This window comes from Stenotrophomonas sp. 05L413 (assembly GCF_056397945.1).
This window is the reverse complement of the sequence record NZ_JBFTOL010000007.1, coordinates 362,218-387,173: the sequence shown is the minus strand read 5'-3', so window position 1 is coordinate 387,173 and position 24,956 is coordinate 362,218. Positions and strand designations below refer to the sequence as shown.

At 67.0% G+C, this 24,956-nt stretch carries 22 protein-coding genes; 14 read left to right on the top strand and 8 right to left on the bottom strand.

The genetic code is table 11. From position 1 onward, the window contains the following. The first annotated feature begins 93 nt into the window (after window positions 1-93). Together AC1DIQ_RS17355 and AC1DIQ_RS17350 are read left to right on the top strand one after the other, a co-directional pair. A complete protein-coding gene (locus tag AC1DIQ_RS17355; RefSeq protein ID WP_282263856.1) occupies window positions 94-588 on the top strand; it encodes a hypothetical protein in 495 nt (164 codons plus the stop codon). A gap of 72 nt (window positions 589-660) precedes the next feature. Then, window positions 661-1,725: a suppressor of fused domain protein gene (locus tag AC1DIQ_RS17350; protein WP_478050495.1), complete on the top strand. Its 1,065-nt coding sequence runs from the start codon at window positions 661-663 to the stop codon at window positions 1,723-1,725. 77 nt (window positions 1,726-1,802) lie between these two features. Here the strand turns inward: AC1DIQ_RS17350 and AC1DIQ_RS17345 are convergent, their stop codons facing one another. From AC1DIQ_RS17345 to AC1DIQ_RS17325, 5 genes are all read right to left on the bottom strand, one after another. Continuing rightward, window positions 1,803-2,414 carry a glutathione S-transferase family protein gene (locus AC1DIQ_RS17345; RefSeq protein ID WP_121042912.1) on the bottom strand — a complete coding sequence of 204 codons (612 nt, stop codon included), beginning with the start codon at window positions 2,412-2,414 and terminating at the stop codon, window positions 1,803-1,805. An 89-nt stretch (window positions 2,415-2,503) separates the two neighbouring features. Then, window positions 2,504-2,962 carry a cell wall hydrolase gene (locus AC1DIQ_RS17340; protein WP_088435200.1) on the bottom strand — a complete coding sequence of 153 codons (459 nt, stop codon included), beginning with the start codon at window positions 2,960-2,962 and terminating at the stop codon, window positions 2,504-2,506. A gap of 290 nt (window positions 2,963-3,252) precedes the next feature. Next, window positions 3,253-5,286 (bottom strand): 2,4-dienoyl-CoA reductase FMN-binding domain-containing protein, encoded by a 2,034-nt coding sequence (locus AC1DIQ_RS17335; RefSeq protein ID WP_478050494.1) that lies wholly within the window; start codon window positions 5,284-5,286, stop codon window positions 3,253-3,255. 105 nt (window positions 5,287-5,391) lie between these two features. Beyond that, entirely contained in the window at window positions 5,392-6,003 is a 612-nt protein-coding gene (yczE, locus tag AC1DIQ_RS17330) for a membrane protein YczE (protein WP_121042915.1), read from the bottom strand. Window positions 6,004-6,101: 98 nt separating this feature from the next. After that, window positions 6,102-7,127, bottom strand: coding sequence for a zinc-binding alcohol dehydrogenase family protein (locus AC1DIQ_RS17325; RefSeq protein ID WP_478050493.1), 1,026 nt, complete (start codon window positions 7,125-7,127; stop codon window positions 6,102-6,104). Between the two features lie 373 nt (window positions 7,128-7,500). Between AC1DIQ_RS17325 and AC1DIQ_RS17320 the strand changes: the two genes are divergently transcribed. The 4 genes from AC1DIQ_RS17320 to AC1DIQ_RS17305 all read left to right on the top strand — a co-directional run bounded on the left by AC1DIQ_RS17320 (window position 7,501) and on the right by AC1DIQ_RS17305 (window position 10,899). Beyond that, complete coding sequence (locus AC1DIQ_RS17320) at window positions 7,501-8,592, top strand: OmpA family protein (RefSeq protein ID WP_121042919.1); 1,092 nt, start codon at window positions 7,501-7,503, stop codon at window positions 8,590-8,592. Window positions 8,593-9,082: 490 nt separating this feature from the next. Beyond that, entirely contained in the window at window positions 9,083-9,592 is a 510-nt protein-coding gene (locus tag AC1DIQ_RS17315; protein ID WP_121042921.1) for an HAD family hydrolase, read from the top strand. 19 nt (window positions 9,593-9,611) lie between these two features. Next, window positions 9,612-10,463 carry a pseudouridine synthase gene (locus AC1DIQ_RS17310; protein WP_478050492.1) on the top strand — a complete coding sequence of 284 codons (852 nt, stop codon included), beginning with the start codon at window positions 9,612-9,614 and terminating at the stop codon, window positions 10,461-10,463. A gap of 91 nt (window positions 10,464-10,554) precedes the next feature. Next, entirely contained in the window at window positions 10,555-10,899 is a 345-nt protein-coding gene (locus AC1DIQ_RS17305) for a hypothetical protein (protein ID WP_121042925.1), read from the top strand. Between the two features lie 60 nt (window positions 10,900-10,959). Here the strand turns inward: AC1DIQ_RS17305 and kbl are convergent, their stop codons facing one another. Next, a complete protein-coding gene (gene kbl / locus AC1DIQ_RS17300; RefSeq protein ID WP_121042927.1) occupies window positions 10,960-12,171 on the bottom strand; it encodes a glycine C-acetyltransferase in 1,212 nt (403 codons plus the stop codon). 196 nt (window positions 12,172-12,367) lie between these two features. Here kbl and AC1DIQ_RS17295 point away from each other — a divergent pair, with 196 nt between their 5' ends. Continuing rightward, window positions 12,368-13,069, top strand: coding sequence for a TorF family putative porin (locus AC1DIQ_RS17295; protein WP_282260406.1), 702 nt, complete (start codon window positions 12,368-12,370; stop codon window positions 13,067-13,069). A gap of 199 nt (window positions 13,070-13,268) precedes the next feature. Here AC1DIQ_RS17295 and tdh read toward each other — a convergent pair whose 3' ends face one another. Then, window positions 13,269-14,291, bottom strand: coding sequence for an L-threonine 3-dehydrogenase (tdh, locus tag AC1DIQ_RS17290; RefSeq protein ID WP_123728470.1), 1,023 nt, complete (start codon window positions 14,289-14,291; stop codon window positions 13,269-13,271). 256 nt (window positions 14,292-14,547) lie between these two features. On the opposite strand from tdh, the gene AC1DIQ_RS17285 reads away from it, so the two are divergent. The 7 genes from AC1DIQ_RS17285 to AC1DIQ_RS17255 all read left to right on the top strand — a co-directional run bounded on the left by AC1DIQ_RS17285 (window position 14,548) and on the right by AC1DIQ_RS17255 (window position 23,333). Further along, window positions 14,548-16,710, top strand: coding sequence for a S46 family peptidase (locus AC1DIQ_RS17285; protein ID WP_461770591.1), 2,163 nt, complete (start codon window positions 14,548-14,550; stop codon window positions 16,708-16,710). Between the two features lie 356 nt (window positions 16,711-17,066). Then, window positions 17,067-17,711, top strand: a complete 645-nt coding sequence (locus AC1DIQ_RS17280) for a histidine phosphatase family protein (protein WP_478050491.1) — start codon at window positions 17,067-17,069, stop codon at window positions 17,709-17,711. Window positions 17,712-17,762: 51 nt separating this feature from the next. Beyond that, a complete protein-coding gene (gene folC, locus AC1DIQ_RS17275) occupies window positions 17,763-19,040 on the top strand; it encodes a bifunctional tetrahydrofolate synthase/dihydrofolate synthase (RefSeq protein WP_478050490.1) in 1,278 nt (425 codons plus the stop codon). A 98-nt stretch (window positions 19,041-19,138) separates the two neighbouring features. Beyond that, entirely contained in the window at window positions 19,139-20,176 is a 1,038-nt protein-coding gene (locus AC1DIQ_RS17270) for an SPOR domain-containing protein (RefSeq protein ID WP_478050489.1), read from the top strand. A 58-nt stretch (window positions 20,177-20,234) separates the two neighbouring features. Next, complete coding sequence (locus AC1DIQ_RS17265; RefSeq protein ID WP_121042942.1) at window positions 20,235-20,966, top strand: CvpA family protein; 732 nt, start codon at window positions 20,235-20,237, stop codon at window positions 20,964-20,966. A 30-nt stretch (window positions 20,967-20,996) separates the two neighbouring features. After that, a complete protein-coding gene (purF, locus tag AC1DIQ_RS17260) occupies window positions 20,997-22,463 on the top strand; it encodes an amidophosphoribosyltransferase (protein ID WP_121042944.1) in 1,467 nt (488 codons plus the stop codon). Window positions 22,464-22,472: 9 nt separating this feature from the next. After that, the gene (locus tag AC1DIQ_RS17255; RefSeq protein ID WP_461770587.1) at window positions 22,473-23,333 is read left to right on the top strand and encodes a ferritin-like domain-containing protein; all 861 of its coding nucleotides are present in this window, start codon (window positions 22,473-22,475) and stop codon (window positions 23,331-23,333) included. On the opposite strand, the gene AC1DIQ_RS17250 is transcribed toward AC1DIQ_RS17255, so the two are convergent. Further along, entirely contained in the window at window positions 23,306-24,784 is a 1,479-nt protein-coding gene (locus AC1DIQ_RS17250) for a phospholipase effector Tle1 domain-containing protein (protein ID WP_478050488.1), read from the bottom strand. The genes AC1DIQ_RS17255 and AC1DIQ_RS17250 overlap by 28 nt on opposite strands. Between the last annotated feature and the right edge of the window lie 172 nt (window positions 24,785-24,956).

Here is a 24,956-nt window from a genome sequence, read left to right as displayed (position 1 = left end):
ACATTGATGGCCTGGAAGATCACAGGGGGCGCGCAGGTAGCGGCGAACGGCCGGCCGACGCGTGTGATAGGGCACCACGTGAAGGGGGAACACATGGCGTATATCCAGGCCAAGACGGCCGCTGGCCGTCAGGAAATCGAGGACCGTGCGCGGCGCTTGCCGCCTGCGCTGCGGTCCATGCTGCTGATGGTCGATGGTCAGCGCGATGACACCGCGTTGACCGCTTTGTTGCCGGGCCTGCGCGCACCGGACGATGCGCTGGCGCAGCTGTCGGCATTGGGGTTGATCGAGATCGTCGGCGGGAGTGCCGCACCGGTCATTGCTGCAGCGCTGACCGCCGGGCGCGAGCAGGATCCGGAGCTGTACAAGCGGCTGTATGACTGGATGAGCGAATCGGTGCGCAGGCATCTCGGTCTGAAGGGGTATTTCATGCAGTTGAAAGTCGAGCGCTGCACCGATGCCGGCGGCCTGGAAAAGCTGTGGCCGGACCTGGCCGCTGCGATCAGCAAGGCGAAAAGCCCGGCACTGGCCAACCGCTGGCTGGAAGAAACGCACGCGCTGCTGCACACCGAGGTCGTGATCGCCTGAGGCGATACGTCGACGGCAGCCAGGCAGCACGCTGTTTAGAATGCGTGCTGTTTCGTGTGCGGGAGAATGGCGATGGTGGATGAGATCGAGGACGACGGCGCCCCCGGGTGGGATGCCATCGATGCCGCGTTGAAGGCGGTGTATCCCACGCAGGCGCCGCAGCATTACGGCCCGGTGCTGCGTTCGCTGCTGGGTGGCGAGGACCCGCTGGACGGCATCAGCGCATATTGGAACGATGCGCCGCTGCCGCACTGGCACTTCGTCAGCTATGGCTTCTCCGAGCTGTATGAAAAAGAGAGCGATGATCCGGCCACCAGTGGCTACGGCTTCGAGCTGAGCGTCCGGGTTGCCGCTGCGGCAGGCAGCGAGCCACCGCCGTGGGCGATGAATTTCCTGCAGAACCTGGCGCGCTACGTGTTCGCCAACGGCAAGGTGTTCCAGCAGGGCCACTACCTCAATGCGGGCGGGCCGATCGCCGCCGACACCGATACGCCACTGCGGCACGTCGCCTTCATGCGCGACCCGCAGCTGCCGCCGCGCGAGACGCCCAACGGTTCGCTGGCGTTCCTGCAGGTGATCGGGCTGACCGATGACGAGATGGAGGCGGTGAAGCGCTGGTCGACCACCGGCGTGCTCGAGGCGCTGCTGCCGAAGATGCCGCTGTGGATCACCGATATCGCGCGTGGCTCGCTGCTGGACGATCCCGCGCTGGCGGCCGCCGTGGCCGAGGGTGCGGCACGCGAGGGCTCGCAGACGGCCTATCTGTTCCTGGAAAAGCTGGGCGGGTCGGTGCAGGGCGAGGGCGCAGGGCAGCAGTTGACCGTGACGCTGGGCGCGCGCCAGGTGGAATCGCTGCTCGCGTTGCTGCCGGCGCGGTTGCTGTTCGGCCAGCCATTGACGCTGGTCGGCAACGATCGGCAGATCACGCTGTCGCCGGCGGCCGCCAATGCGCTGCTGGTGGTCGAGGGTGATGCGCTGGACTGCCAGCTGGCACCGGCCACGGTGCAGGCGCTGGTCGCCACGGTCATGCCCCGCCGTGGCACCTATGCGATCCCGGGTTGGCCGGCGCTGCAGGTGGTGGTGGAGCCGAGCGAACTGCGCGATGCCGAGGGCACTGTGGTCGAGGTCGTTGGCTGATCACCTCGCACGCGCTGGAAACGAAAAAGCCCGGCACTGCCGGGCTTCTTCTTATCCGTCTACGTCAGCCGCACCGGTCAGCTCAGGCCTTCGGCCTTCAGTACCGCCTGCACGCCGGCATCGGCGTCCATCCGCTGCTTGAAGGCAGCGATGTTGTCCAGGCCGCTCAGGTCGATCTTCGCGCCCGCGGCCCAGCGCAGGGTGATGTAGAAGTACGGGTCGGCGAAGCTGCGGAACCCGGCTAGCCAGGGGCGGTCGGCCAGCTGCGCATCGGCGCGCTCGAACAGGCCACGCAGGCGCTTGCGGGCGGTGGCGCGGAGCGCGTCGTACTGGGTGTCGTCTTCGATGAAGGTGGCCGGCCCGAACAGCGGCTTGAATGCCGGGTGCAGGTCCGAATTGACGAAGGACAGCCAACGGGTGGCTTCGGCGCGCTGCTTGGGGCTGCCGTCACCGGTCAGGCCGGCCTGCGGGTAGGTATCGGCGATGTAACCCAGGATGGCCGCGTTCTGGGTCAGCACGAAATCGCCGTCGACCACCACCGGGACCGAACCGGCCGGATTGATGGCCAGGAAGGCGGGGGCCTTCAGGGTGTCCTTGTCGAGCAGTTCCACCTCGAACGGCTGGCCGGTCCACTGCAGTGCGATGTGATCGGCGGTGGAGCAGGCTCCGGGCTTGCTGTACAGCTTCATGGGAACTCCGTTGCGGATGGGTGGAAGGTGAGCCGCCCACTATTCCAGAGCCGGCCTCGCATCCTCAACGGTATGGCCGTAACAGATCGTTACGACGCGCGCGGCTTGAGTTTCTGCACGCGGTAGAAGGTGTGATCGCCAATGGTGGCCACCTGGTAGGCGTTGCGCCAGCTCGGGTTGGCGATTGCCAGGGCGGCGAAGTGGCTCGCACCCGGGACGATCTCCTTGCGCTCACCGGCCGGCAGGGCCCAGTTGCGCTCGGCATCGAAGGCCACGGTCATCGCTTCCTGCCAGGCATCGGCGTTGCCGAGCTGGGTGCCGGGCGCCACGATGGTCGGGGCGAACTGCTTGCGGGCGGTCACCACCTGGCACATCGAGTCGCCCCACAGGCCGCTGTCCAGGCGGCGCAGGGCCACTTCCGCGACGGCTTGCTGGCCGCGCAGGGTCTGGTCACGCGCTTCGAGGTAGACGGTCGTGCTCAGGCACAACGAATCGGCGGCAGGCTGCGGCAACAACTGTGACAGCCAGAGAATCCAGGCCAGTTTCATAAATCTCCTTGCTCCGTGTGGGCCGCACCTGGCTGTTCCATCCGATCATGCGGACGGGGCGTGGGTACGACTTGGCGTCATGGGGAGGCGGCCATCGGGGCCGCCCGGGGGCGGACCCGAATAGACGTGGGGTCCGCGCGCTCACTCGAACTGGGTGGTGAGCGGGAAAGTTGGCGCACGATAGGGGGGGATTTCCCAATACATCCTGAACCCGAACGCTTGACATTCAGGTTAGGAGGTGGGGCTGAATCGGCCGTTCAGCCCCGTATTCAGGTCGGTTTCGACCCGGATCAGAGCGCGGCCGCGACCCGGCTGCCCTGATCGATCGCGCGCTTGGCGTCGAGTTCGGCGGCCACGTCCGCACCGCCGATCAGCTGCGCATGGATGCCGGCGGCCTGCAGCGCGGCGTGCAGATCACGGCGCGGTTCCTGGCCGGCGCAGACCACCACATGGCTCACCGGCAGCAGCTGTTCCTGGCCGTCCACGCCGATACGCAGGCCGCTGTCATCCACGCCCAGGTACGTCACGCCACCCAGCATGCTCACGCCCTTGGCCTTGAGCGTGGCGCGGTGGATCCAGCCGGTGGTCTTGCCCAGCCGGGCGCCGGGCTTGCCCGGGCTGCGCTGCAGCAGCCAGACCTTGCGCGCGGGTGCTTCAGGTGCCGGTTTGGCCAGCGCGCCCCGGCCCTCGAAGCTGGGGTCCACGCCCCACTCGGCCATCCAGCGTGCCGGGTCCAGCGCGGAGGAGGGCCCCTGGTGGACCAGGAACTCGCCGACATCGAAGCCGATCCCGCCGGCGCCGATGATCGCGACCTGCTCGCCCACCTGGACCCTGCCGAGCAGCACATCCAGGTAGGTGACCACCTTGGGGTGGTCGGCGCCGGGGAAATCCACCCGGCGCGGGATGATGCCGGTGGCGATCACCACCGCGTCGAAACCGGCCAGCGCGGCCACGTCGGCCACGGTGCCCAGCTTCACCTCGACACCGGTCTCGCCCAGCTTGTGGCGGAAATAGCGCAGCGTCTCGTGGAATTCTTCCTTGCCCGGGATGCGCTTTGCGACATTGAACTGCCCGCCGATCTCGCTGCCGGCGTCGAACAGCGTCACCGCGTGGCCACGCTCGGCGGCGACCGACGCGCAGGCCAGCCCGGCCGGGCCGGCACCGACCACGGCGATCCGGCGCGGGGCGGTGGTCGGGTGGTAGACCAGCTCGGTCTCGTGCACGGCGCGCGGGTTGACCAGGCAGCTGGCGGTCTTGTTCTCGAACACGTGGTCCAGACAGGCCTGGTTGCAGGCGATGCAGGTGTTGATCGCCTCCGGACGCCCGGCGCGTGACTTGTTGGCCCACTGCGGGTCGGCCAGCAGCGGCCGCGCCAGCGACACCATATCGGCCCCGCCCGCAGCAAGGATGCGTTCGGCCACGTCGGGCATGTTGATGCGGTTGGTCGCGATCACCGGCACGCGGACATGCGGCTTGAGCTTGGCGGTGACCCCGGCAAAGGCGCCGCGTGGTACCGAGGTCGCGATGGTCGGGATGCGCGCCTCGTGCCAGCCGATGCCCGAATTGATCAGCGTGGCGCCCGCCGCCTCGATCGCCTGCGCCTGCTGCACGATCTCGGCCCAGTTGCTGCCGTCGGGCACCAGATCCACCAGCGAGAGCCGGTAGATGATGATGAAGTCCGGCCCGCAGGCCTCGCGGATGCGGCGCACGATCTCGACGGCGAAGCGCATGCGCTGTGCCGCGTCGCCGCCCCAGCGGTCGGTGCGCTGGTTGGTACGCGGGGCGATGAACTCATTGATCAGATAGCCTTCCGAACCCATCACCTCGACGCCGTCGTAGCCGGCCTCGCGGGCCAGCCGCGCGCTGCGCGCGTAATCAGCGATGTGGCGCTCCACCCCGCGCGCGGACAGCGCCCGCGGAGTGAACGGGTTGATCGGGGCCTTCAGCTTGGAGGGGGCCACTGAGAGGGGGTGGTAGGCGTAGCGGCCGGCATGCAGCAGCTGCAGGCAGATCTTGCTGCCGTTGTCGTGCACGGCCCGGGTGACCTGGCGATGCGGTCGCACTTCCCACGGCCAGGACAGCTTGCCACCGAACGGCTTGAGCCAGCCGACCACGTTGGGCGCGAAGCCGCCGGTGACGATCAGCCCGACGCCGCCGGCGGCACGCTCGGCGAAATAGGCCGCCAAGCGCGGGAAATCGCGCGCACGATCTTCCAGGCCGGTGTGCATGGACCCCATCAGGACCCGGTTGCGCAGCTGGGTGAAGCCCAGGTCGAGCGGGGTGAACAGATGCGGGTAGGCGGTGGATTCGGCGGCTGGCGACATGTGGATACGCTTGCGTACGGAAGCCCGCAGGGTGCCGCGAATGCCTCTGAAGAGCAAGCGCAGGCGCCCCGGCCGGTGCCGATCGCCGGTCCGGCACCGGCGCTGTTATGGCGCGACGGCGGCCGGGGCGGGCTTGCGGATGCCGAACAGCGGCAGGGTAACCCCGCACAGCGGGCCGATCAGCAGCGCGAAGGCGAGCGTGCCCACGCCGACATTGCCGCCGAGCCACCAGCCGATCAGCAGCACGGTGCCTTCGATCGCGCTGCGCACGATCCAGATCGGCCAGCCGGTGCGGGCGTGCAGGCCGGTCATCAGGCCATCGCGGGGGCCGGGGCCGAAGCGCGCGCCGATGTACAGGCCGGTGGCCAGCGCGACCAGCAGCAGGCCGCAGATGAACATCGGGATCTGCCAGGCCAGTCCCTGCACCTGCGGCAGCAGCCACAGCCCGAACTGCGCGCTGGGGCCGATCAGCAACACGTTGAGCACGGTGCCCAGGCCGGGTTTCTGCCGGATCGGCCACCACAGCAGCAACACCAGCGCGCCGATTACGTTGGTGGCCACGCCGAAGGACAGCGGCGTCTGCAGCGCGATGCCCTGTGACAGCACATCCCAGGGCGCCACGCCGATCGCCGCGCGGATCATCACCGCCGCGCCGAAGCCATACAGGAACAGACCAAGCAGGAGTTGCAGCAGGCGCAGGGGCAGGGACGTGGGCATGTCGGTTTCACCGGAAGGGACACTGACTGTAGGGGGCCCTTCGCACCGCCGACAGATACAGATACGCGCGAATCTGCGCAGACACATTGCCGCGCGCGTCAGTCCCAGCCGGACAGCACCAGTTTGCCGATCACGCCGCCGCCTTCCAGCTGGCGATGTGCCTCACGCAGGTTCGCTGCGGTGATCAAGCCCAGATGCGTATGTGCGGTCGTGCGCAGTTCGCCCGCGTCGATCAGGCTGGCGGCTCGGCTCAGAATGCGGTGCTGTTCGATCATGTCCTCGGTCTGGAAGCGCGACCGGGCAAACATGAACTCCCAATGGATGCCGATGCATTTGGCTTTGTACGGATCGCCGATGCGCAACGGTCCGCGCGGTTCAACGATCAGCCCCACATGTCCCTGCGGGGCCAGCAGCTCGCCCAGCGCCTCCCAGTACTGGTCGGTGTCGGCCAGGTTCAGCGCCACCTGCACCTGCGCGATGCCCAGTGCCTGCAATTGCGCAGCCAGCGGCTGGCGATGATCGATCACGTGGTCGGCGCCCATCTGCATGCACCACGCACGGGTTTCCTCGCGCGAGGCGGTGGCGATCACGCTGAAGCCGGCATGGCGCGCGAGCTGGGTCGCCATCGAACCGACGCCGCCGGCACCGCCGATGATCAACAGGTGCTGCCCGCGATGGCGGCGGTCTTCAAGGTGCAGCGGCATGCGCTGGAACAGCAGTTCCCACGCGGTCAGCGTGGTCAACGGCAACGCGGCGGCCTCGGCGAAATCCAACGTGGTGGGTTTGCGCCCGACCAGGCGTTCGTCCACCCACTGATACTGCGCATTGCAACCCGAGCGGGTGACATCGCCCGCGTAATACACCTCATCGCCGGGGGCGAACGCGGTGACCTCCGGGCCTACCGCCTCGACCACGCCGGCCGCGTCATACCCCAGGATCCGCGCAGGATTCTCCTGCTGCGGGCGCGGCGCGCGCTGTTTGGTGTCGACCGGATTGATGGAAACAGCCTGTATTCGCACCAGCAGGTCGCGTCCCTGCGGCGCGCCCGGTGGCGCAATGCTCAGGTCCTGAAGTGCGGCGGGGTCGTCAATCGGCAGATATCGGGTCAGTCCCACGGCTTTCATATCGGCTCCGGAAACGAGGGGGGCACCCTCATCATACGGATCACGACGTCGCTGTTTTTGCGCTGAATCAAGGCGCAATCGGCATTTGAACCCTCACGTGAAAAATGTGTCGCGACGTCGCCTGAATTAGGCAAAACCCTTGTCATTGCTGGGTCTTGCGGAATTTCATCAACCTGTATAGGGTGCCACCAGCTGGACCCGGTAGAGGTCTGGCGGTCGTCTTCACATGTTACGGGACTGTTAACATCACCTTCACTCGCCTGAGCATAATGTTCGCGGCGGTGGCGTGCTGAATCGGCAGTCTGAAAACGACGCAGTAGTGCTGGCCCATGCCTCTACCGGTTTCATACCCCCGAAATAGGAGCTGTACTCAATGAACAAGAAGATCCTCACTGCCGCGCTGCTGGGCGGTCTGGCTTTCGCCCAGGCTGCATCGGCGCAGGATTTTGACGACCGCTGGTACCTGACCGGTTCGGCCGGCTTCAACTTCCAGGATAGCGACCGTCTGACCAACGACGCTCCGTTCGTTACCCTGGGCCTCGGTAAGTTCATCAGCCCCAACTGGTCGCTGGATGGCGAGCTGAACTACCAGAATCCGAACTTCGACGCCAACCAGGATCTGAACTGGAGCCAGTACGGCGCCTCGCTCGACCTGCGTCGCCACTTCATCCAGGAAGGCCGCGGCTGGAACCCCTACCTGCTGATGGGTCTGGGCTACCAGAAGTCGGAAGAAGAGTATCCGGCACTGAACACCAATGGTCCGCGTGAGCGCAAGGACGGCAACTTCGCCGCCAAGGTCGGCGTCGGCCTGCAGACCACCTTCGAAAAGCGCGTCGCCGTGCGTGCCGAAGTGGCCTACCGCGCTGACTTCGACGACCAGAGCATTGCTGCTCCGAGCGAAGACTGGTTCGGCGACGTGCTGGCTTCGGTCGGCGTCGTGATCCCGCTGGGCCCGGCCCCGGTTGCTGCCGTGCCGGCTCCGGCTCCGGTTGCGCCGAGCTGCGCCGATCTGGATGACGACGGTGACGGCGTCAACAACTGCGACGACAAGTGCCCGAACTCGCAGCCGGGTCAGACCATCGGTCCGGACGGTTGCCCGGTCCCGGTGTCGATCGATCTGAAGGGCGTGAACTTCGACTTCGATAAGTCGAACCTGCGTCCCGACGCGGTTGCGATCCTGAGCGAGGCTTCGGAAATCCTGAAGCGTTACCCGGATCTGCGCGTTGAAGTGGCCGGTCACACCGATTCCAAGGGTACCGACGCTTACAACCAGAAGCTGTCCGAGCGTCGTGCTACCTCGGTGTACAACTACCTGACCCAGAACGGCGTTGACGCTTCGCGTCTGGTCGGTCCGATCGGTTACGGCGAGAGCCGCCCGATTGCGCCGAACACCAACCCGGATGGTTCGGATAACCCGGAAGGCCGCGCCAAGAACCGTCGTACCGAGCTGAACGTCCAGAACTAATCCTTCTGGTAGTACAGTCTCACTAAGCAGGGCCCGGCATTGCCGGGCCCTGTTTTTTTTTGTCTTCTCTCAACTCGACAGTTGGGCCCTTCCGAGCGCGTCACGCCCCGTAGCGACCGGTAGGCCCCTTGGCAAATGTCCCCCGGCCGCCGCCTGACGGCGACGGCCTCCTCCTTGATTTTGCCCAGGGGCCTACCGGCCGCTACGAGGCTCGGCGTGCTGTAAGTCCACTAAAACCCAGCCTTTCGTTGCGGCGCCAACGGGCTTGGCCCAGCGCTCGACGCACCGGCCGCCGAGCGTCAAAAAGTTCGCCGTTCGCTTCAAGAAGTGCCCTCGCCGATGGAGAAGCGCCTTGTCACGCATCCAGTCGGGTCGAATCCTGGAAATCGACAATAAATCCAATAAGTTGCCGTATTCATTGAAAGTGGCGCTTGAAAGACGTTGTGGCGCTGTTAAACTCGCCGCGTCGACCCCTTCCTGGATGCATCCCATGCAGCGTTTTGCACTGGCCGCCGCGCTTGGCCTGGCCCTGGTTCCCACCGCCCACGCTGCCGTGGACTGTTCGGCACCTGCCAGCGCATCGCCGCTGCCGCTGCCGGCCACCGCGATCGCACCGGTTGCCGAAGAGCTGTACATCCGCAACGTCCAGTTGGGCATGCCCGCCGGCGTGCTGACCTCCAGCTACGACCGCGAGCAGTCGCTGGACAGCGTGCTGCAGCGCCTGCGCATCGACGGCTGCCAGAACATCGCCAAGGCGATTCCCAGCGCACCGGTGATCAACCCGAACGATCCGGCGGCCTACAAGCCGCAGACCGAGTTCGACAACACGCCGTGGCGCTTTGACATGAGCCAGAACGGCAAGCGCATGACCGCCGAAGAATTCGACGCCTGGATGAAAGCGCGCGGTGTGCGCGTAGTCAAGGCGCGCCCGGTACCGGCTGCCGTGCCGGCCGCTACCAGCGAAGCACCGGCTGAGACCAAGCCGGCGGACAAGAAGTAAGCCGCCTGAGCGGAGCACGATGACGACACGCCGGCCACCCGCCGCGAACGCGTCCCGACCACGCCGCCCCGAGCGGCGTGCGAGCCCTGCAACAGCTGCCCGCAACGCCGCCTCCAGCACCGCTGCGGGCGCACCGCGCCATGGCCTGGCGCGCGTGCTCTCCAAGGCCGGGCTGTGCTCGCGGACCGAAGCCGCACGCTGGATCGCCGATGGCCGGGTGACGGTCGACGGCCGTGTCATCAACAACCCCGAATTTCCGATCATCGACGGGCGCCATCACGTGCGCGTCGATGGTCAGCCGCTGGATGCGCCCAAGCGCGTGCACCTGATGCTCAACAAGCCGCGCGGCCTGGTCACGACCGCGCAGGACGAGCGCGGCCGCGACACCGTTTATCGCTGCTTCGATGCTGCCAGCCTGCCGTGGATCGCGCCGGTCGGGCGCCTGGACAAGGCCAGCGAAGGCCTGCTGCTCTTCAGTAATGATCCGCAGTGGGCCGCGCGCCTGACCGATCCGGCCACCGGCCCGGACAAGACCTATCACGTCCAGATCGATGCCCTCCCCGATGCCGCGCAGCTGCAGGCGTTGTGTACGGGCATCGAGGATGAGGGCGAACTGCTGCGCGCGCGACGCGCCACGCTGCTGCGCAGTGGCGACAAGACCGCCTGGCTGGAAGTGGTGCTGGAGGAAGGCCGCAACCGGCACATCCGCCGCCTGCTCGCCGCGTTCGACATCAACGTGCTGCGCCTGGTGCGCGTGGCGATCGGCCAGCTGCCGCTGGGCGAGCTGGGCAAGGGCGCCTGGCGCGAGCTCAGCCCACACGATCTGGAGCTGCTTTACGCCGTGGCCGACAGCGCCGCGGCCACACCGTGACCTCGTGGCCTGCCGGCATGTGGCAGGCCATTCGACCCGGGCAATGGATGGCCTTCGAAGGGATGTTCCGTTCAATACCGGGAGTAAGACCATGCACGTCAGTACCCTCAACCGTTCCCTGTTCCGCGGCGCCTGCCTGTTGTTGCCGGCCGCGCTGCTGACCGCCTGTGGCGGCCACAAGCAGATCGCCAAACAGGATCCGCCGGTGACCGACAAGGTGGTGGAGATCAAGATCCCCGAGCTGGATGGCCGCGGCAGCTACCGCTTCCTGATGAGCGATGGCGACAAGCGCATGAGCGCCGACGAGTTCGATGCGTGGATGAAGGCCAACGGTATCCGCGTCGCCAAGGGCAACGGCCAGGATGGGCCGGTCGCCGCACCGGTGGTGGTGGCCAGCAAGGAACAGGCCCAGGACAAGAAGAAAAAGAAAAAATAAAAAAACGCCGGGCACTGCCCGGCGTTCTGTGGGGACGGCGCGCAGGGCGCCGTCGTCCGGTCACCCCTTGATCACGCCCAGTTCCAGGCCGATCCGGGTGAAGGCATCAATGGCACGGTCCAGGTGCGCACGCGTGTGCGCGGCGCTGATCTGGGTGCGGATGCGGGCCTGCCCCTTGGGCACCACCGGGAAGAAGAAGCCGATCGCGTAGATCCCTTCTTCGAGCAGGCGCTCGGCGAACTTCTGCGCCAGCGGCGCGTCGTACAGCATCACCGGGCTGATCGGGTGCACGCCCGGCTTCACATCGAAACCGGCAGTGGTCATCTTCTCGCGGAAGTAGGCAGTGTTCTGCGCCAGGGTATCGCGCAGGTCATCGGCGGCGGCCAGCATCTGGAAGGCCTTGATGCCGGCGGCGACCACGTGCGGCGGCAGCGAGTTGGAGAACAGGTACGGGCGCGAGCGCTGGCGCAGCAGTTCGATCACTTCGGCGCTGGCGCAGGTGAAGCCGCCCAGCGCACCGCCCATGGCCTTGCCCAGGGTGCCGGTGATGATGTCGATCTTTTCCAGCACGCCCTTGACCTCGGCCGAGCCGCGGCCGGTCGCGCCGAGGAAGCCGGTGGCATGGCATTCGTCGATGTGCACCAGCGCGTTGTACTTCTTGGCCAGCGCGGTGATCTCATCCAGCGGGGCGATGAAGCCGTCCATCGAGAACACGCCGTCGGTGGTGATCAGCTTGGTCTTGCAGCCGGCCGCATCGGCGGCCTGCAGCTGGGCTTCCAGATCGGCCATGTCGCAGTTGGCGTAGCGGAACCGCTTGGCCTTGCACAGGCGCACGCCATCGATGATCGAGGCATGGTTGAGCGCGTCGGAAATGATCGCGTCGTGCTCGCCCAGCAGCGGCTCGAACAGGCCACCGTTGGCATCGAAGCAGGCCGCGTACAGGATGGTGTCCTGCTTGCCGAAGAAATCGGCGATCTGCGTTTCCAGCTGCTTGTGCAGGTCCTGGGTGCCGCAGATGAAGCGCACCGAGGCCATGCCGAAGCCATGGGTATCCAGCGCGTCCTTGGCGGCCTGGATCAGGTCCGGATGGTCGGCCAGGCCCAGGTAGTTGTTGGCGCAGAAGTTCAGCACCGTACGGCCGTCGTCCAAGGTGATCTCGGCCGACTGCGGGCTGGTGATGATGCGTTCGGACTTGAACAGGCCCTGGGCGCGGATCGCCTCCAGTTCTTCAACGTAGTGCTGGGTCAGCGAGGCGGTGGTGGCGTCGGTCATGGCAGGCAGTCTTCGGCACGGGAAACCCGGGATTTTACCTGTCGGGGGCGACGGCGGGGTTGCCGCCGGCGGTGGAAGGGCGGGGCAGGCCGGGGGACGGTTGCAGACGTGATTGTTGCATCGCAATATCAATCAGGTTAAAAAACTGTAAACCGCGCCGTTCCGCCCACCCCACCCACGTCTGGAGAGACCCCGCATGAACCACGCCACGCGCTGTACCGCCGCCGTTGTGCTCTGCGCCGCCCTGCTTGCCCCGTTTGCCGCCAGCGCCCAGGACGAGGCCGAATCGCCGTTCAGCTGGAACGTCACCGCGGTGTCGGACTACGTGTTCCGTGGTGTGTCCCAGACCGATGAGGATCCGACACTGCAGGCCGGCTTCACCTATACCTCGCCGGTAGGCCTGTATGCGGGCGTGTGGGGCTCGGGCGTGGACTTCGGGCCGGGCGATCCAAGCACCGAGATCGACTACCTGATCGGCTACGGGGTGGATGTCACCGACGGCGTCAATTTCGACGTGCTGCTCAACCGCTACACCTATCCGGGCGCCAGCGAGCTGAACTACAACGAGCTGATCACCACCACCACCTTCGCCGAGCAGTACAAGCTGACGGTGGCCTACACCGATGACCTGTCCGGGTCCGATACCAAGAGCTGGTATTACGCGGTGGGCGGCGAGTGGGGTCTGCCCAATGATTTCACCCTGAGCGCGAACGTGGGCCGCACCTCGCTCGAGACCGATTTTGGCAAGGACTACACCGACTTCAACGTCGGCGTGAGCCGCCAGTTCGGCCTGTTCAACCTGGGCCTGGGGTACCACGGCACCGATGGCGCCGGTCGCGACAACAACGGCAAGCTGGCTGACAACCGCGTGGTGTTCACGGTCGCCGTTGGCAAGTAGCCCGCCACTGGCCGGCGCCCGACACCGCCGGCAACCTCGCGAACCAGAAAAGGCGCCCGGATGGGCGCCTTTTCAATGTTGGCCTCACACCGGAACCCTTGCTGGAGAACAGCCCCCTTGTTGTTCAAGGGGGCGCGCCAACGGCGCGGGAATCAAGGTGGAATGGACAATGGATCATCTGTGCCGAAGGCACAGGTGATCAATTCCAGCTCAAGACCACCTTGCCAGCCTTGCCCTGTTCCATCAGGTCGAAGCCCTTCTGGAAATCATCGATCGGCAGCTGGTGGGTCATCACCTTCCCCAGCGGGAAGCCGGACAGCACCAGCTGGGTCATCTTGTACCAGGTCTCGTACATCTTGCGGCCGTAGATGCCCTGCACGGTCAGGCCCTTGAAGATGATCTTGTCCCAGTCGCAGCCGGCACCCTTGGGCATGATGCCGAGCATGGCGATCTTGCCGCCGTGGTACATGCAGTCGAGCATGTCGTTGAACGCGCGCGGGTTGCCGCTCATTTCCAGGCCCACGTCGAAGCCCTCCATGTGCAGCTCCTTCATCACGTCCTTGAGCGAGGTGTTGGAGACGTTCACCACGCGGGTGGCGCCCATGTCGGCGGCCAGCTTCAGGCGGAAATCATTGACGTCGGTGACCACCACGTTGCGCGCACCGATGTGCTTGCAGATGCCGGCGGCGATGATGCCGATCGGGCCGGCACCGGTGATCAGCACGTCCTCGCCGATCACGTTGAACTCCAGCGCGCAATGCGCGGCGTTGCCGTACGGATCGAAGAACGCAGCCAGCTCGGAGGGGATCTGATCCGGGATCGGCCACAGGTTGCTGGCCGGCATCACCATGTATTCGGCGAAGGCGCCGTTGACGTTGACGCCGATGCCCACGGTGTTCGGGCACAGGTGCTGGCGGCCGCCGCGGCAATTGCGGCAATGGCCGCAGACGATATGGCCTTCGGCCGAGACGCGCTGGCCGATCTCATAGCCGGTCACGCCCGGGCCGATCTCGGCGATGCGGCCGACGAACTCGTGGCCGATGGTCAGACCCGGCTTGATCGTACGCTGGCTCCACTCGTCCCACAGGTAGATGTGCAGGTCGGTACCGCAGATGGCGGTTTTTTCCAGCTTGATCAGGACCTGGTTCGGGCCGGGGGTGGGGACCGGAACTTCTTCCAGCCAGATGCCCTTGGCGGCTTCGCGTTTGACCAGGGCCTTCATTGTTTGCTGCGCCATCGGGGTGGAACTCGTCTGGGGGAAAACGCGGATTATAGAGGGCTGCGCGGAATTCCCATGTTGCGCTGCGGGTGCGTTGGCGGAACGAAAGGCGGGGGTGCATGGGCGTTTCGAACGGCGCCGCTGCGCTCGCCGGGCCATGCCCGGCGGACGGCGGCCTGGCCTGGCCCATGACTTCCGGGGATCGGGCCGTGGCAGGGGCTGGGCTACACTCGGCGGTTCTTTCACCAGGGGCTGCTCAATGCGCTCGAACCTGCTTGCCTTCTCCGTCGTCGCCAGCCTTGGGCTGGTCCAGGTCGCCCATGCCGCTGAAGGCATGTGGGTGCCGCAGCAGCTGCCGGAAATCGCCGGCCCGCTCAAGCAGGCCGGCCTGAAGCTGTCCCCGGAGCAGATCTCCAACCTGACCGGCGACCCGATGGGCGCGGTGGTGGCGCTGGGCGGCTGCACCGCCAGCTTCGTCTCCCCGCAGGGCCTGGTGGTCACCAACCATCACTGTGCCTACGGTGCGATCCAGCTGAATTCGACGGCTGAAAAGAACCTGATCAAGGACGGCTTCAACGCGCCGACCCTGAAGGACGAGTTGAGCGCCGGCCCGAACGCCCGCGTGTTCGTGCTGGACCAGATCACCGACGTCACCGACCAGGCCAAGGCCGCGATCGCCGCCGCCGGCAAGAACCCGCTGGCCCGTACCCGCGCGCTGGACGCCTTCGACAAGGCCCAGACTGCCGCCTGTGAAGCCGATGCCGGCTTCCGCTGCCGCCTGTACAGCTTCTCCGGCGGCAACACCTACCGCCTGTTCCGCAACATGGAAATCAAGGATGTGCGCCTGGTCTACGCGCCTCCGGGCAGCGTCGGCAAGTTCGGCGGCGACATCGACAACTGGATGTGGCCGCGCCACACCGGTGATTTCTCGTTCTACCGCGCCTACGTGGGCAAGGACGGCAAGCCGGCCGCCTTCTCGGCCGACAACGTGCCTTACCAGCCCAAGCACTTCCTGAAGTTCGCCGACCAGCCGCTGGGCGCCGACGACTTCGTGATGGTGGCCGGTTACCCGGGCCGCACCAACCGCTACGCGCTGGCCGGCGAGTTCAATGAAACCGCCAGCTGGACCTACCCGACCATCGCGCGCCACTACAACGCGGTGCTGAAGATGATCGACGAGGCCGGCAAGGCCGACCCGGACGTCAAGGTGAAGTACGCGGCGACCGCGGCCAGCATGAACAACGTGGCCAAGAACTACGCCGGCCAGCTGGAAGGCTTCAAGCGCATCGACGCGGCCGGCCAGAAGCAGGCCGAAGAAGCCGCCGTGCTGGCCTGGCTGAAGAAGCGTGGCGCCGCCGGCAAACCGGCCCTGGCTGCGCATGCGCAGCTGATCCAGCACCTGGACACCAGCAAGGCCACGCGTGAGCGCGACCTGTTCGTCAGCCAGTTCAACAGTACGTCCGCAGTGGGCTCGGCAATCACCCTGTACCGCCTCTCGATCGAGCGCAGCAAGGCCGATGCCGAGCGTGAGGTCGGCTATCAGGAGCGCGATCTGCCCTCCATCGAAGGCGGCCTGAAGCAGATGGACCGCCGTTACGTGCCGCGCATGGACCAGCAGCTGCAGACCTACTGGCTGAGCCAGTACGTGGCCCTGCCGGCCGCGCAGCGCACCAACGAGGTGCTCAACCAGTGGCTGGCAGGCAGCGATGCGGCGGCCGTGCAGGGTCTGGTCGGCAAGCTCTCGGCCACCAAGCTGGGCAGCCTGGATGAGCGCCTGACGTGGTTCAAGGCCGACCGCGCCGCCTTCGAGGCCAGCACCGATCCGGCGATCCAGTACGCGGTGGCGGTGATGCCGGCGCTGCTGCAGCAGGAAGAGCAGAAGAAGACCCGCGAAGGCGAGTCGCTGGTGTCGCGCCCGCTGTATCTGCAGGCCGTGGCCGACTACAAGAAGAGCAAGGGCGAGTTCGTCTATCCGGACGCCAACCTGTCGCTGCGCATCACCTTCGGCAACGTCATGGGCTACGGCAAGGACGGCGTGAACTACACCCCGTTCACCACCCTGGAAGGCGTGGCCGCGAAGGAAACCGGCGAAGACCCGTTCGATTCGCCCAAGGCGCTGCTGGAGGCGGTCAAGGCCAAGCGTTACGGCGGCCTGGAAGACAAGCGCATCGGCTCGGTGCCGGTGAACTTCCTGTCCAACCTGGACATCACCGGCGGCAATTCCGGTTCGCCGGTGCTGGATGCCAACGGCAAGCTGGTCGGCCTGGCGTTCGATGGCAACTGGGAGTCGGTGAGCTCGAACTGGGTGTTCGATCCGGTGATGACCCGCATGATCGCGGTCGACAGCCGTTACATGCAGTGGATCATGCAGGAAGTGGCGCCGGCGCCGCAGCTGCTGAAAGAACTGAACCTCAGCAAGTAAGCCGACCCGTCGGTTTCCAGAACCCCGCAGCGACATCTGCGGGGTTTTTTCATGTGCGAATGACAGTCAAACGCGTGGCGTCTTGCTTTCCCCTGCGGGAGCGCGCCGGGCAGGGCTGGGCGAGACACGGCGCGTCCTGCCAGAGGCTGCCCGGCCTCAGCCTGCGCGGGCCAGTCAGGCGCCGGGCTGTACGAGCCATCCTTCCGTAAGTCAACAAGCCAGCAAGCACGCAAACAACGAAGCGCAAAGCGCCACACAGCTTCACCGCCGCGACCGGGTATCATCCCTGTTCCGCGTGCTTTCACAGGATGTGAACGAAGCGCCGGAACCTCCTCCCCCAAGGACCCCTTGTCCGCATGCGCATCCTGCTTGCCCGTCACGGCGAAACGCCGTGGAATGCCGAAGGCCGCTACCAAGGCCAGATCGATATCCCGTTGTCGCCGATCGGCGAAGCCCAGGCCAAGGCACTGGGGGAACGTCTGAAGTCCGTCGACATCACCCGCGCCGTTGCCTCACCGCTCTCGCGTGCCCAGCTCACCGCCCAGCTCGCCCTCGGTGCCGAACGCGCCCCGATGCTGCAGACCGAGCCGGACCTGCAGGAAATCGCCCACGGCGAATGGGAAGGCCTGCTGGCCAGCGAGATCCACGACAAGGATCCCTCCCGCCTGCGCGCCTGGCGCGAAGAGCCCGATACCGTGCTGATGCCCGGCGGCGAATCGCTGCGCCTGGTGCTCGAACGCAGCTGGCGTGGCCTGGCCCGTGCCGCGGAAGGCCTGGGCGAGCACGACACCCTGCTGGTGGTCGCCCATGACGCCGTCAATCGCGTGATCCTGTGCCGCATCCTCGGCCTGCCGATCTCGCGCCTGTGGACCTTCCGCCAGGCACCGACCACCCTCAACCTGCTCGAAGGCCCCGACCTCGATCAGCTGGAAGTGGTCCGCCTCAACGACTGTGCGCACCACACCCCGTTCTTCGGCGAAGCCAAGCACCGCGCGCTGTAACGCACTGCGTCCCATCCTGCCGTCCGCCCCAACGATTCCGATCCAACGACCATGACCACCATCGCCCGCCCGCAGACCCTCTCCGATTGGCTCAGCTACATCGAGCAGCAGCACCCCGCCACCATCGACATGGGGTTGGACCGGGTGCGTACCGTGGCGCAGGCGATGGGGCTGGGGGCGCCGGCCGAGCGCAGCATCGTGGTCGGTGGCACCAATGGCAAAGGCTCCACCGTCGCCTTCATCGAGGCCATCGCACGTGCCGCCGGCTGGAAGGTCGGTGCATACACCTCGCCGCACCTGCTGCACTACAACGAGCGCGTGCGCATCGATGGCCGGGACGCCACCGATGACGCCCTGATGGCGGCCTTCAACGCGATCGAGGACGCGCGTGGCGACACCACGCTGACCTACTTCGAATACGGCACGTTGGCCGCCCTGCAGCTGTTCGCGCAGGCGGGCCTGGATCTGGCCGTGCTTGAGGTCGGCCTTGGTGGCCGTCTGGATGCGGTCAACATCGTCGATGGCGACGTGGCGGTGATCACCACCGTCGATATCGACCACAGCGACTGGCTGGGCGAGGACCGCGAAGCGATCGGGACCGAGAAGGCCGGCATCATCCGTGGGTGGAAGCCGGTCATCCTCGGTGAAATCGATCCGCCCTCGAGTGTGCTCGCGCGTGCCTATCTGGTGGGTGCCAACGCCATCCGTGGCGGCAGCGATTTCTTCGCCGATGCCATCGATGGCGAGCGCTGGCGCTGGCGCGATGTCGGCTTCCGTATCGAACTGCCGCACCCGACGCTGCGCGGGCCCATCCAGCGGGCCAATGCCGCGACGGCGATCGCCGCGCTGCGTGCGCTGGATCGTCCGCTGCCGCGCACCGCCTTCATCGAAGGCGTCGCCGCCGCGCGTATCCGTGGCCGTCTGCAGGCCTTCGATCGTGACGGCGTGGAGGTGCTGGTCGATGTCGGCCACAACCCGCAGGCCGCACGCGAACTGGCCACCGCACTGAAGGCCAGTCGCGTCACCGGCGACACCATCGCGGTGTTTGCCGCCCTGCAGGACAAAGATGCCGCCGGGGTGGTCGAGGCCTTGGCCGATCAGGTCCAGCAGTGGCATCTGGCCGGGCTGGAGGGGGCACGTGCGCAGAGCGCCGAGGAACTGCGGGAGCGCCTGGCCGGCACGGCTGCGGCCGGTGCTACGCCGCACGCCACCGTCGTGGACGCCCTGCAGCATGCCGTGACGCAGGCCAAGGCCGGCGATCGCGTGCTGGTGTTCGGTTCCTTCCACACCGCCGCGCAGGCGCTGCAGACCCTCGATCCCGGCGCCTGAGGCTGCTTTGCAGCGCCGTTCAGCCGCATCAGCCGCCGCACACGCGCGCACCCGTATAATCGCCGTGGCATTCCGCCGCGCCGCCTGCCTGCCTTCACGTGGATACTCCTCTGAAACAGCGACTGATTGGTGCCATCGTCCTGGTGGCGTTGGCCGTGATTTTCCTGCCCATGCTGGTCAAGGGTCCCGCACCTGACAGTGGTGTCGCCAACGTGCCGATCAGTGCACCGGCCGCGCCGTCGGATGGCCAGTTCGAAACCCGCGAGCTGCCGCTGGTCGCACCGACCGGTGGCGCCACCGGCCTGCAGAGCGGGGCATCCACCACCCAGCCGCTGGCCGACAGCGCCGCGGTCGCCGCCGATCCGGCGCCGGCGGACACCTCGCCGGCCGTGGCCGCCGGCAACTACGCGGTGAGCTTTGGCGCCTACGCCACCGAAGCCGATGCCGACCGCGTCATCGCCTCGCTGAAGAGCGCCCAGCTGGCCGGCTTCCGCGAGCCGGCCACGATCAATGGCCGCCAAGCCTGGCGCGTGCGCGTGGGCCCCTACGCCGATCGCGCGCTGGCTGAAGCCGGCCGCCTGCAGGCGGTGAAGGTGCGCAACGACGTCAAGGCCGAGGTCATCACCCTGGATGCCCGCGCCGATACCGCGGTTGCCGCCACGCCGGCCGCCACCACACCGGCCCCGGCGGCGGCTCCGTCTGCCTCCAGCGCTGCCGCCGCGCCGGCGGGCACTACCGTGAAAACCGAATCCCTGCCGGCCGAGCCGGTCGCGGCCGCCAAGCCGGAACCGAAGCCGGCCGCGCCCAAGCCCGAACCCAAACCGGCCCCGGCGCCCAAGCCCGAAACTGCTGTCGCGGCACCGGCGGCACCGGCGGCACCGGCTGCCCCGGCCGCCAGCAGCGTTGGTTTCGCCGTGCAGCTCGGTGCCTTCGGCCAGGCGGCCGAGGCCAATGCGCTGCGCGACAAAGTCCGCGCCGCCGGCTTCAGCGCCTTCGTTGAGCAGGTCCGGACCGACAAGGGCACCCTCAACCGGGTCCGCGTCGGGCCGGTCGCCAACCGCGCCGATGCCGAGAACCTCAAGGCCCAGGTGGCCGCCAAGGTCGGCGTGGCCGGCATGGTCCGCCCGCACCCCTGATGCCTGTTCTGCGCCGCCCCGCACCCGCTGGACGGCGCCAACCGCGCGGCCTGCCGGCATGATCGACATCGTCCTGCTGGTCCTGATCGGGGCCTCCGTCCTGCTTGGCCTGATGCGCGGCTTTGTCGGCATCGTGGTCAGCACGCTGTCCTGGCTGCTCGCCGGCTGGGCCGCGTTCCTGTTCGGCAATGACGCGGCCCACTGGTGGGCGGCGCCGCTGGAACCGGGCACCGGCCATTACGTTGCCGGCTACCTGGGGGTGTTCCTGATCGTCATGATCGCCGTTGGCCTGATCGGCATGCTGATCAAGGCGGCCGTGAAGGTCACCTGCCTGACCGGCGCCGACCGCCTGCTGGGCGGGGCACTGGGCCTGGTCCGCGGCGCCTTCCTGGGCTGCGTGCTGCTGATGCTGGCTGCCTTCACGCCGCTGCCGCAGGAGCCGGCCTGGCAGACCTCGCAGGTGCGGCCGCTGCTGCAGCCTGGCGTGCGCTGGATGCAGGCGCAGCTGCCCGAGATGGCGCTGCCGGAGGTGAATCTGCCGCAACTGCCGACAATGGATTTGGGCAAGCCGCTCGCGACAGGCGATAATGGCGTCCTTGGCGAAGTAGTGGCAGGGCGCGGATGGCCGCGTCCCGTTGACGAGGGGAGGGAGACGGCACCTGCCGACGCTGCGGCGCGCGGGCCGGCTTCCACACTGCCAGTCAATATCGAGCCGGCGCACCCGCGTCCGGACGACACCGCTCCGGCACGGAACGGTACCCCCGGCCAGGCACGGCCACCTTCACTGTAGATGGGCGCAGCCCAGCGGAGAATTCGCACCATGTGTGGCATCGTCGGAATCGTCGGCAACCAGAACGTCGCCGGGCAGTTGTATGACGGCCTGACCGTCCTCCAGCATCGTGGCCAGGACGCGGCCGGCATCGCCACCGCCGACGGCACCCGCCTGCGCGTGCAGAAGGCCAATGGCCTGGTCCGCGATGTGTTCGATGCCAAGCGGATGTCCACGCTGGAAGGCCGCGTCGGCATCGCGCATGTGCGCTATCCCACCGCCGGTTCGGAAGGCATGGACGAGGCGCAGCCGTTCTACGTGAACTCGCCGTACGGCATTGCGCTGGCCCACAACGGCAACCTGATCAATACCGAAGCGCTGCGCCAGCAGGTGTTCGAGCAGGACCGCCGCAACGTCAACACCGATTCGGACAGCGAAGTGCTGCTGAATGTGTTCGCCTTCGAACTGGATGCGCAGCGCCAGCTGACCCCGGAAGCGGCGATCCGCGCCGTGGCCGCCGTGCACCGCCGCGTCAAGGGTGGCTATGCGGTGATCAGCGTGGTGCTGGGCCTGGGCCTGGTGGCCTTCCGCGATCCGCACGGCATCCGCCCGCTGGTGCTGGGCAAGCGCGCGCACGCCGAAGGCGACGAATACATCGTGGCCTCCGAATCGGCCGCACTGGACGTGCTCGGCTTCCAGCGCGTGCGTGATGTGCGCCCGGGCGAAGCCCTGGTGATCACCGCGCGCGGTGAGCTGTTCTCCGAAGTCTGCGCCGAGCCGGTCGAGCACAGCCCGTGCATCTTCGAATACGTGTACTTCGCACGCCCGGATTCGATGATCGACAACGTCTCGGTGCACAAGGCGCGCATGCGCATGGGCATCAAGCTGGGCGAGAAGATCCTGCGCCTGCGCCCGGATCACGACATCGACACCATCATCCCGATCCCGGATACCTCGCGCGATGCCGCGCTGGAGATTTCCAACACGCTCGGGGTGAAGTACCGCGAAGGCTTCATCAAGAACCGCTACATCGGCCGCACCTTCATCATGCCGGGCCAGGGTGAGCGGGTGAAGTCGGTGCGCCGCAAGCTCAACCCGATCCACCTGGAGTTCCGCAACCGCGTGGTGCTGCTGGTCGATGATTCGATCGTGCGCGGCACCACCAGCCAGCAGATCGTGCAGATGGCGCGTGACGCCGGCGCCCGCAAGGTCTACCTGGCCAGTGCCGCGCCGCCGGTGCGCTACCCGAACATCTACGGCATCGACATGCCGGCCGCCGAAGAACTGGTCGCGCACAACCGCAGCATCGAAGAAATCGAGAAGCACCTGGGCTGCGACTGGCTGATCTACCAGGACATCGAGGACATGGAAGCGGCGGTGAGCGAAGGCAATCCGGAGCTGACGTCGTTCGATTCCTCGTGCTTCAACGGCGTCTACCCGACCGGCATCGAGCCGGGGTATTTCGAGCGCATCCAGCAGCTGCGTTCGGACGATGCCAAGCACAAGCGTCGCGCCTGAGGGCAGGGCATGAGTGACGTGTTGGACAGCGCGGCCGGCGATCTGCTGCAGGCCGCGCAGCAGTGCCTGGGCGAGCCGGATCCGCTGCGCAAGGTCGCGCTGACCCAGCACTACGCGGTGCAGTTCCGCGCCGGTCGCCTGAAGGCACCGGCCGATGCGCCGGTGCCGGAGCCGATCCGGATGCCGGGGCGCCCGGCCAGGCCCACCCTGGTCCACCCGCGCGATCTGCCGCGGCGTGGCCTGGGCAGCGTGGAGGGGCGCGCCGCGTTCGTGCACGCCATCGCGCATATCGAACTCAATGCGATCGATCTGGCGTGGGATGCGGTGTACCGCTTCCGCGGCCTGCCGAGCTCCTTCCATGCCGACTGGGTCAGCGTGGCTGATGACGAATCGCGCCACTTCATGCTGCTGCACGATCGGCTGCAGGCCAACGGCTATGCCTACGGCGATTTCGACGCGCATAACGGGCTGTGGGAAATGTGCGAAAAAACCGCGCATGACGGGCTCGCGCGCATGGCACTGGTGCCGCGTGTTCTCGAAGCGCGCGGGCTGGATGTCACGCCGGGCATGATCGTGAAGCTGCGTGCCGGTGGCGACCATGCCACCGCCGATGTGCTGGAGATCATCCTGCGCGAAGAGGTCGCGCATGTGGCCGCGGGTTCGCGGTGGTACCGCTGGTACTGCACGCGCGAGAACGTCGAGCCGCGCCCGCGGTTCATGGCACTGCTGCGCGAGTACGCCGGCGGCTTCCTCTATGGCCCGTTCAACCTGGAAGCCAGGCTGCTTGCCGGATTCGACGAAGAAGAACTGGCCGAGCTGATCGAACAGACCGAACTGCGCGGTCAGGTGTTGGCCAGCACCACGCGCTGACCGTTTTCGGTCGGCCGGTTGACATAGAACAGGCCCGGCCCCGGCCGGTACGGCAGTTCCCGCGTGCCTTCATCGGCGGCATAGAGCAGCGCAGTGTCACCCAGTGCATCGAAGTTCCAGTGCGCGGACTGCATCAGGTAATGCTGGCCAAGCGTGCGCTCCTGCGCGGCATCGAGCGGATGGCCGGCCAGCAACCGGGCCGCGATGGGCTGCAGTTCAGCGGGCAACGCCAATGCCGGCAGCTGGTCAGGCGAGGTTGTCCAGGCCACGCCCGCCGCTGCGGCATGCTGGTGCAGCAACCGCAAGGCGATGAACTGGTAACGCGCGTCGATCTCGCGGCGCAGCACCACCGCCGCGTAGGCACGCAGGGTAAATTGCGGCAGGACGCTGCGGCTGCCGGCGACACGCTGCTGTTGCCAGTGGTGCCAGACGTCCACCCAGATCGCGTCATCTCCCAGCCCCAGTGCGCGCTGCCAGCGCCGACACGTCGCCTGTGCGGCGCGGTAGACAGTGCTCGCGCGCAGCAGCGCCAGCGGCGGTACATCGCCTGCCGCCAGTCCGGTGCCACGCAGCAGCTGTCCCTGTGGGCGGCTCAGCAGCTTGGGTCCTTCGATGCGCTGGTCGTAGCCGCCGCCGATGTTGGCGTGCACGCCTGGCAACGCGATCTCTTCATGTTCGGGCGCCACGCTGGTCAGCGCGAAATGTTCGCGGTGCTCATCGCGCGCGACCAGCTGCACCACCTTGTCCGCACAGCCGGCGGGCAGTGCGACCGCCGGCATCTCACCGGGGTGCTGGCGGCCGATCGCCACCACCGTATCGAGCAGCCCGACGAAGCGCACCGGCCGCACCGCGGCTGGAAATTCCGGCGCCAATGACCAGCCCGAGCGCACCAGCTGCTCGCGCAGCCACGCGGCGGCACCGGGTGTGTTGAGCACGTTCACCGCGTCGCGCGCGCTGGCCGCGCCACGCGAATAGCCAAACAGATCCACCCGCGCGCTGCCGAGTACGCGGCCAGGGTGTGCGCGGGCGAGCTGGCGCAGCGCGTCGGGTAGCAGCTGCTCCAGGGCCCGGCGTCGCTTTGCGCGGACACCGGTGCGGCCGATGCCGAACGCCAGCCCCAGCAGGTCGTCCTCTTCACCGGTGCGCGTGCCCACACCCTCGATATAGATCGACAGCGCGAGCGTGCTACCTGCGGGCGGCATCTGCCGATGGTCCGGATACAGCGCATGCAGCCGCGCAATGTTGGTCAGGCCGTTGCTGTAGCTGCTGGTCAAGCGGCTCTGGTACGGGGAGGCATCATCGGCGACCACGGCGGGTGGGCGCGGTGTTGGCGTCGTGGCGCCTGCCGGGCGTGAGGCGCGCTGCAGGTTGTCAGCGTTGTTGCGGGTGCCATCGAAGAACAGACCGATGTGCAGCGTACTGTCGAGGCGGGTGCGATCGGGTGGGCTCATATCCAGCGCCTGGTTCGGGTCTGCATGCATATCCACCTGTGTCCGGCCATGATCGACCCGCGGCGTTGAGCAGCAACGGGGACGCACGGTAGGACGATAATTCAATACGCGGCGATGATCGAGATGTCGCTATCGGCATTTTGTTTTGATACCAAGGCCGATATAACGCAAG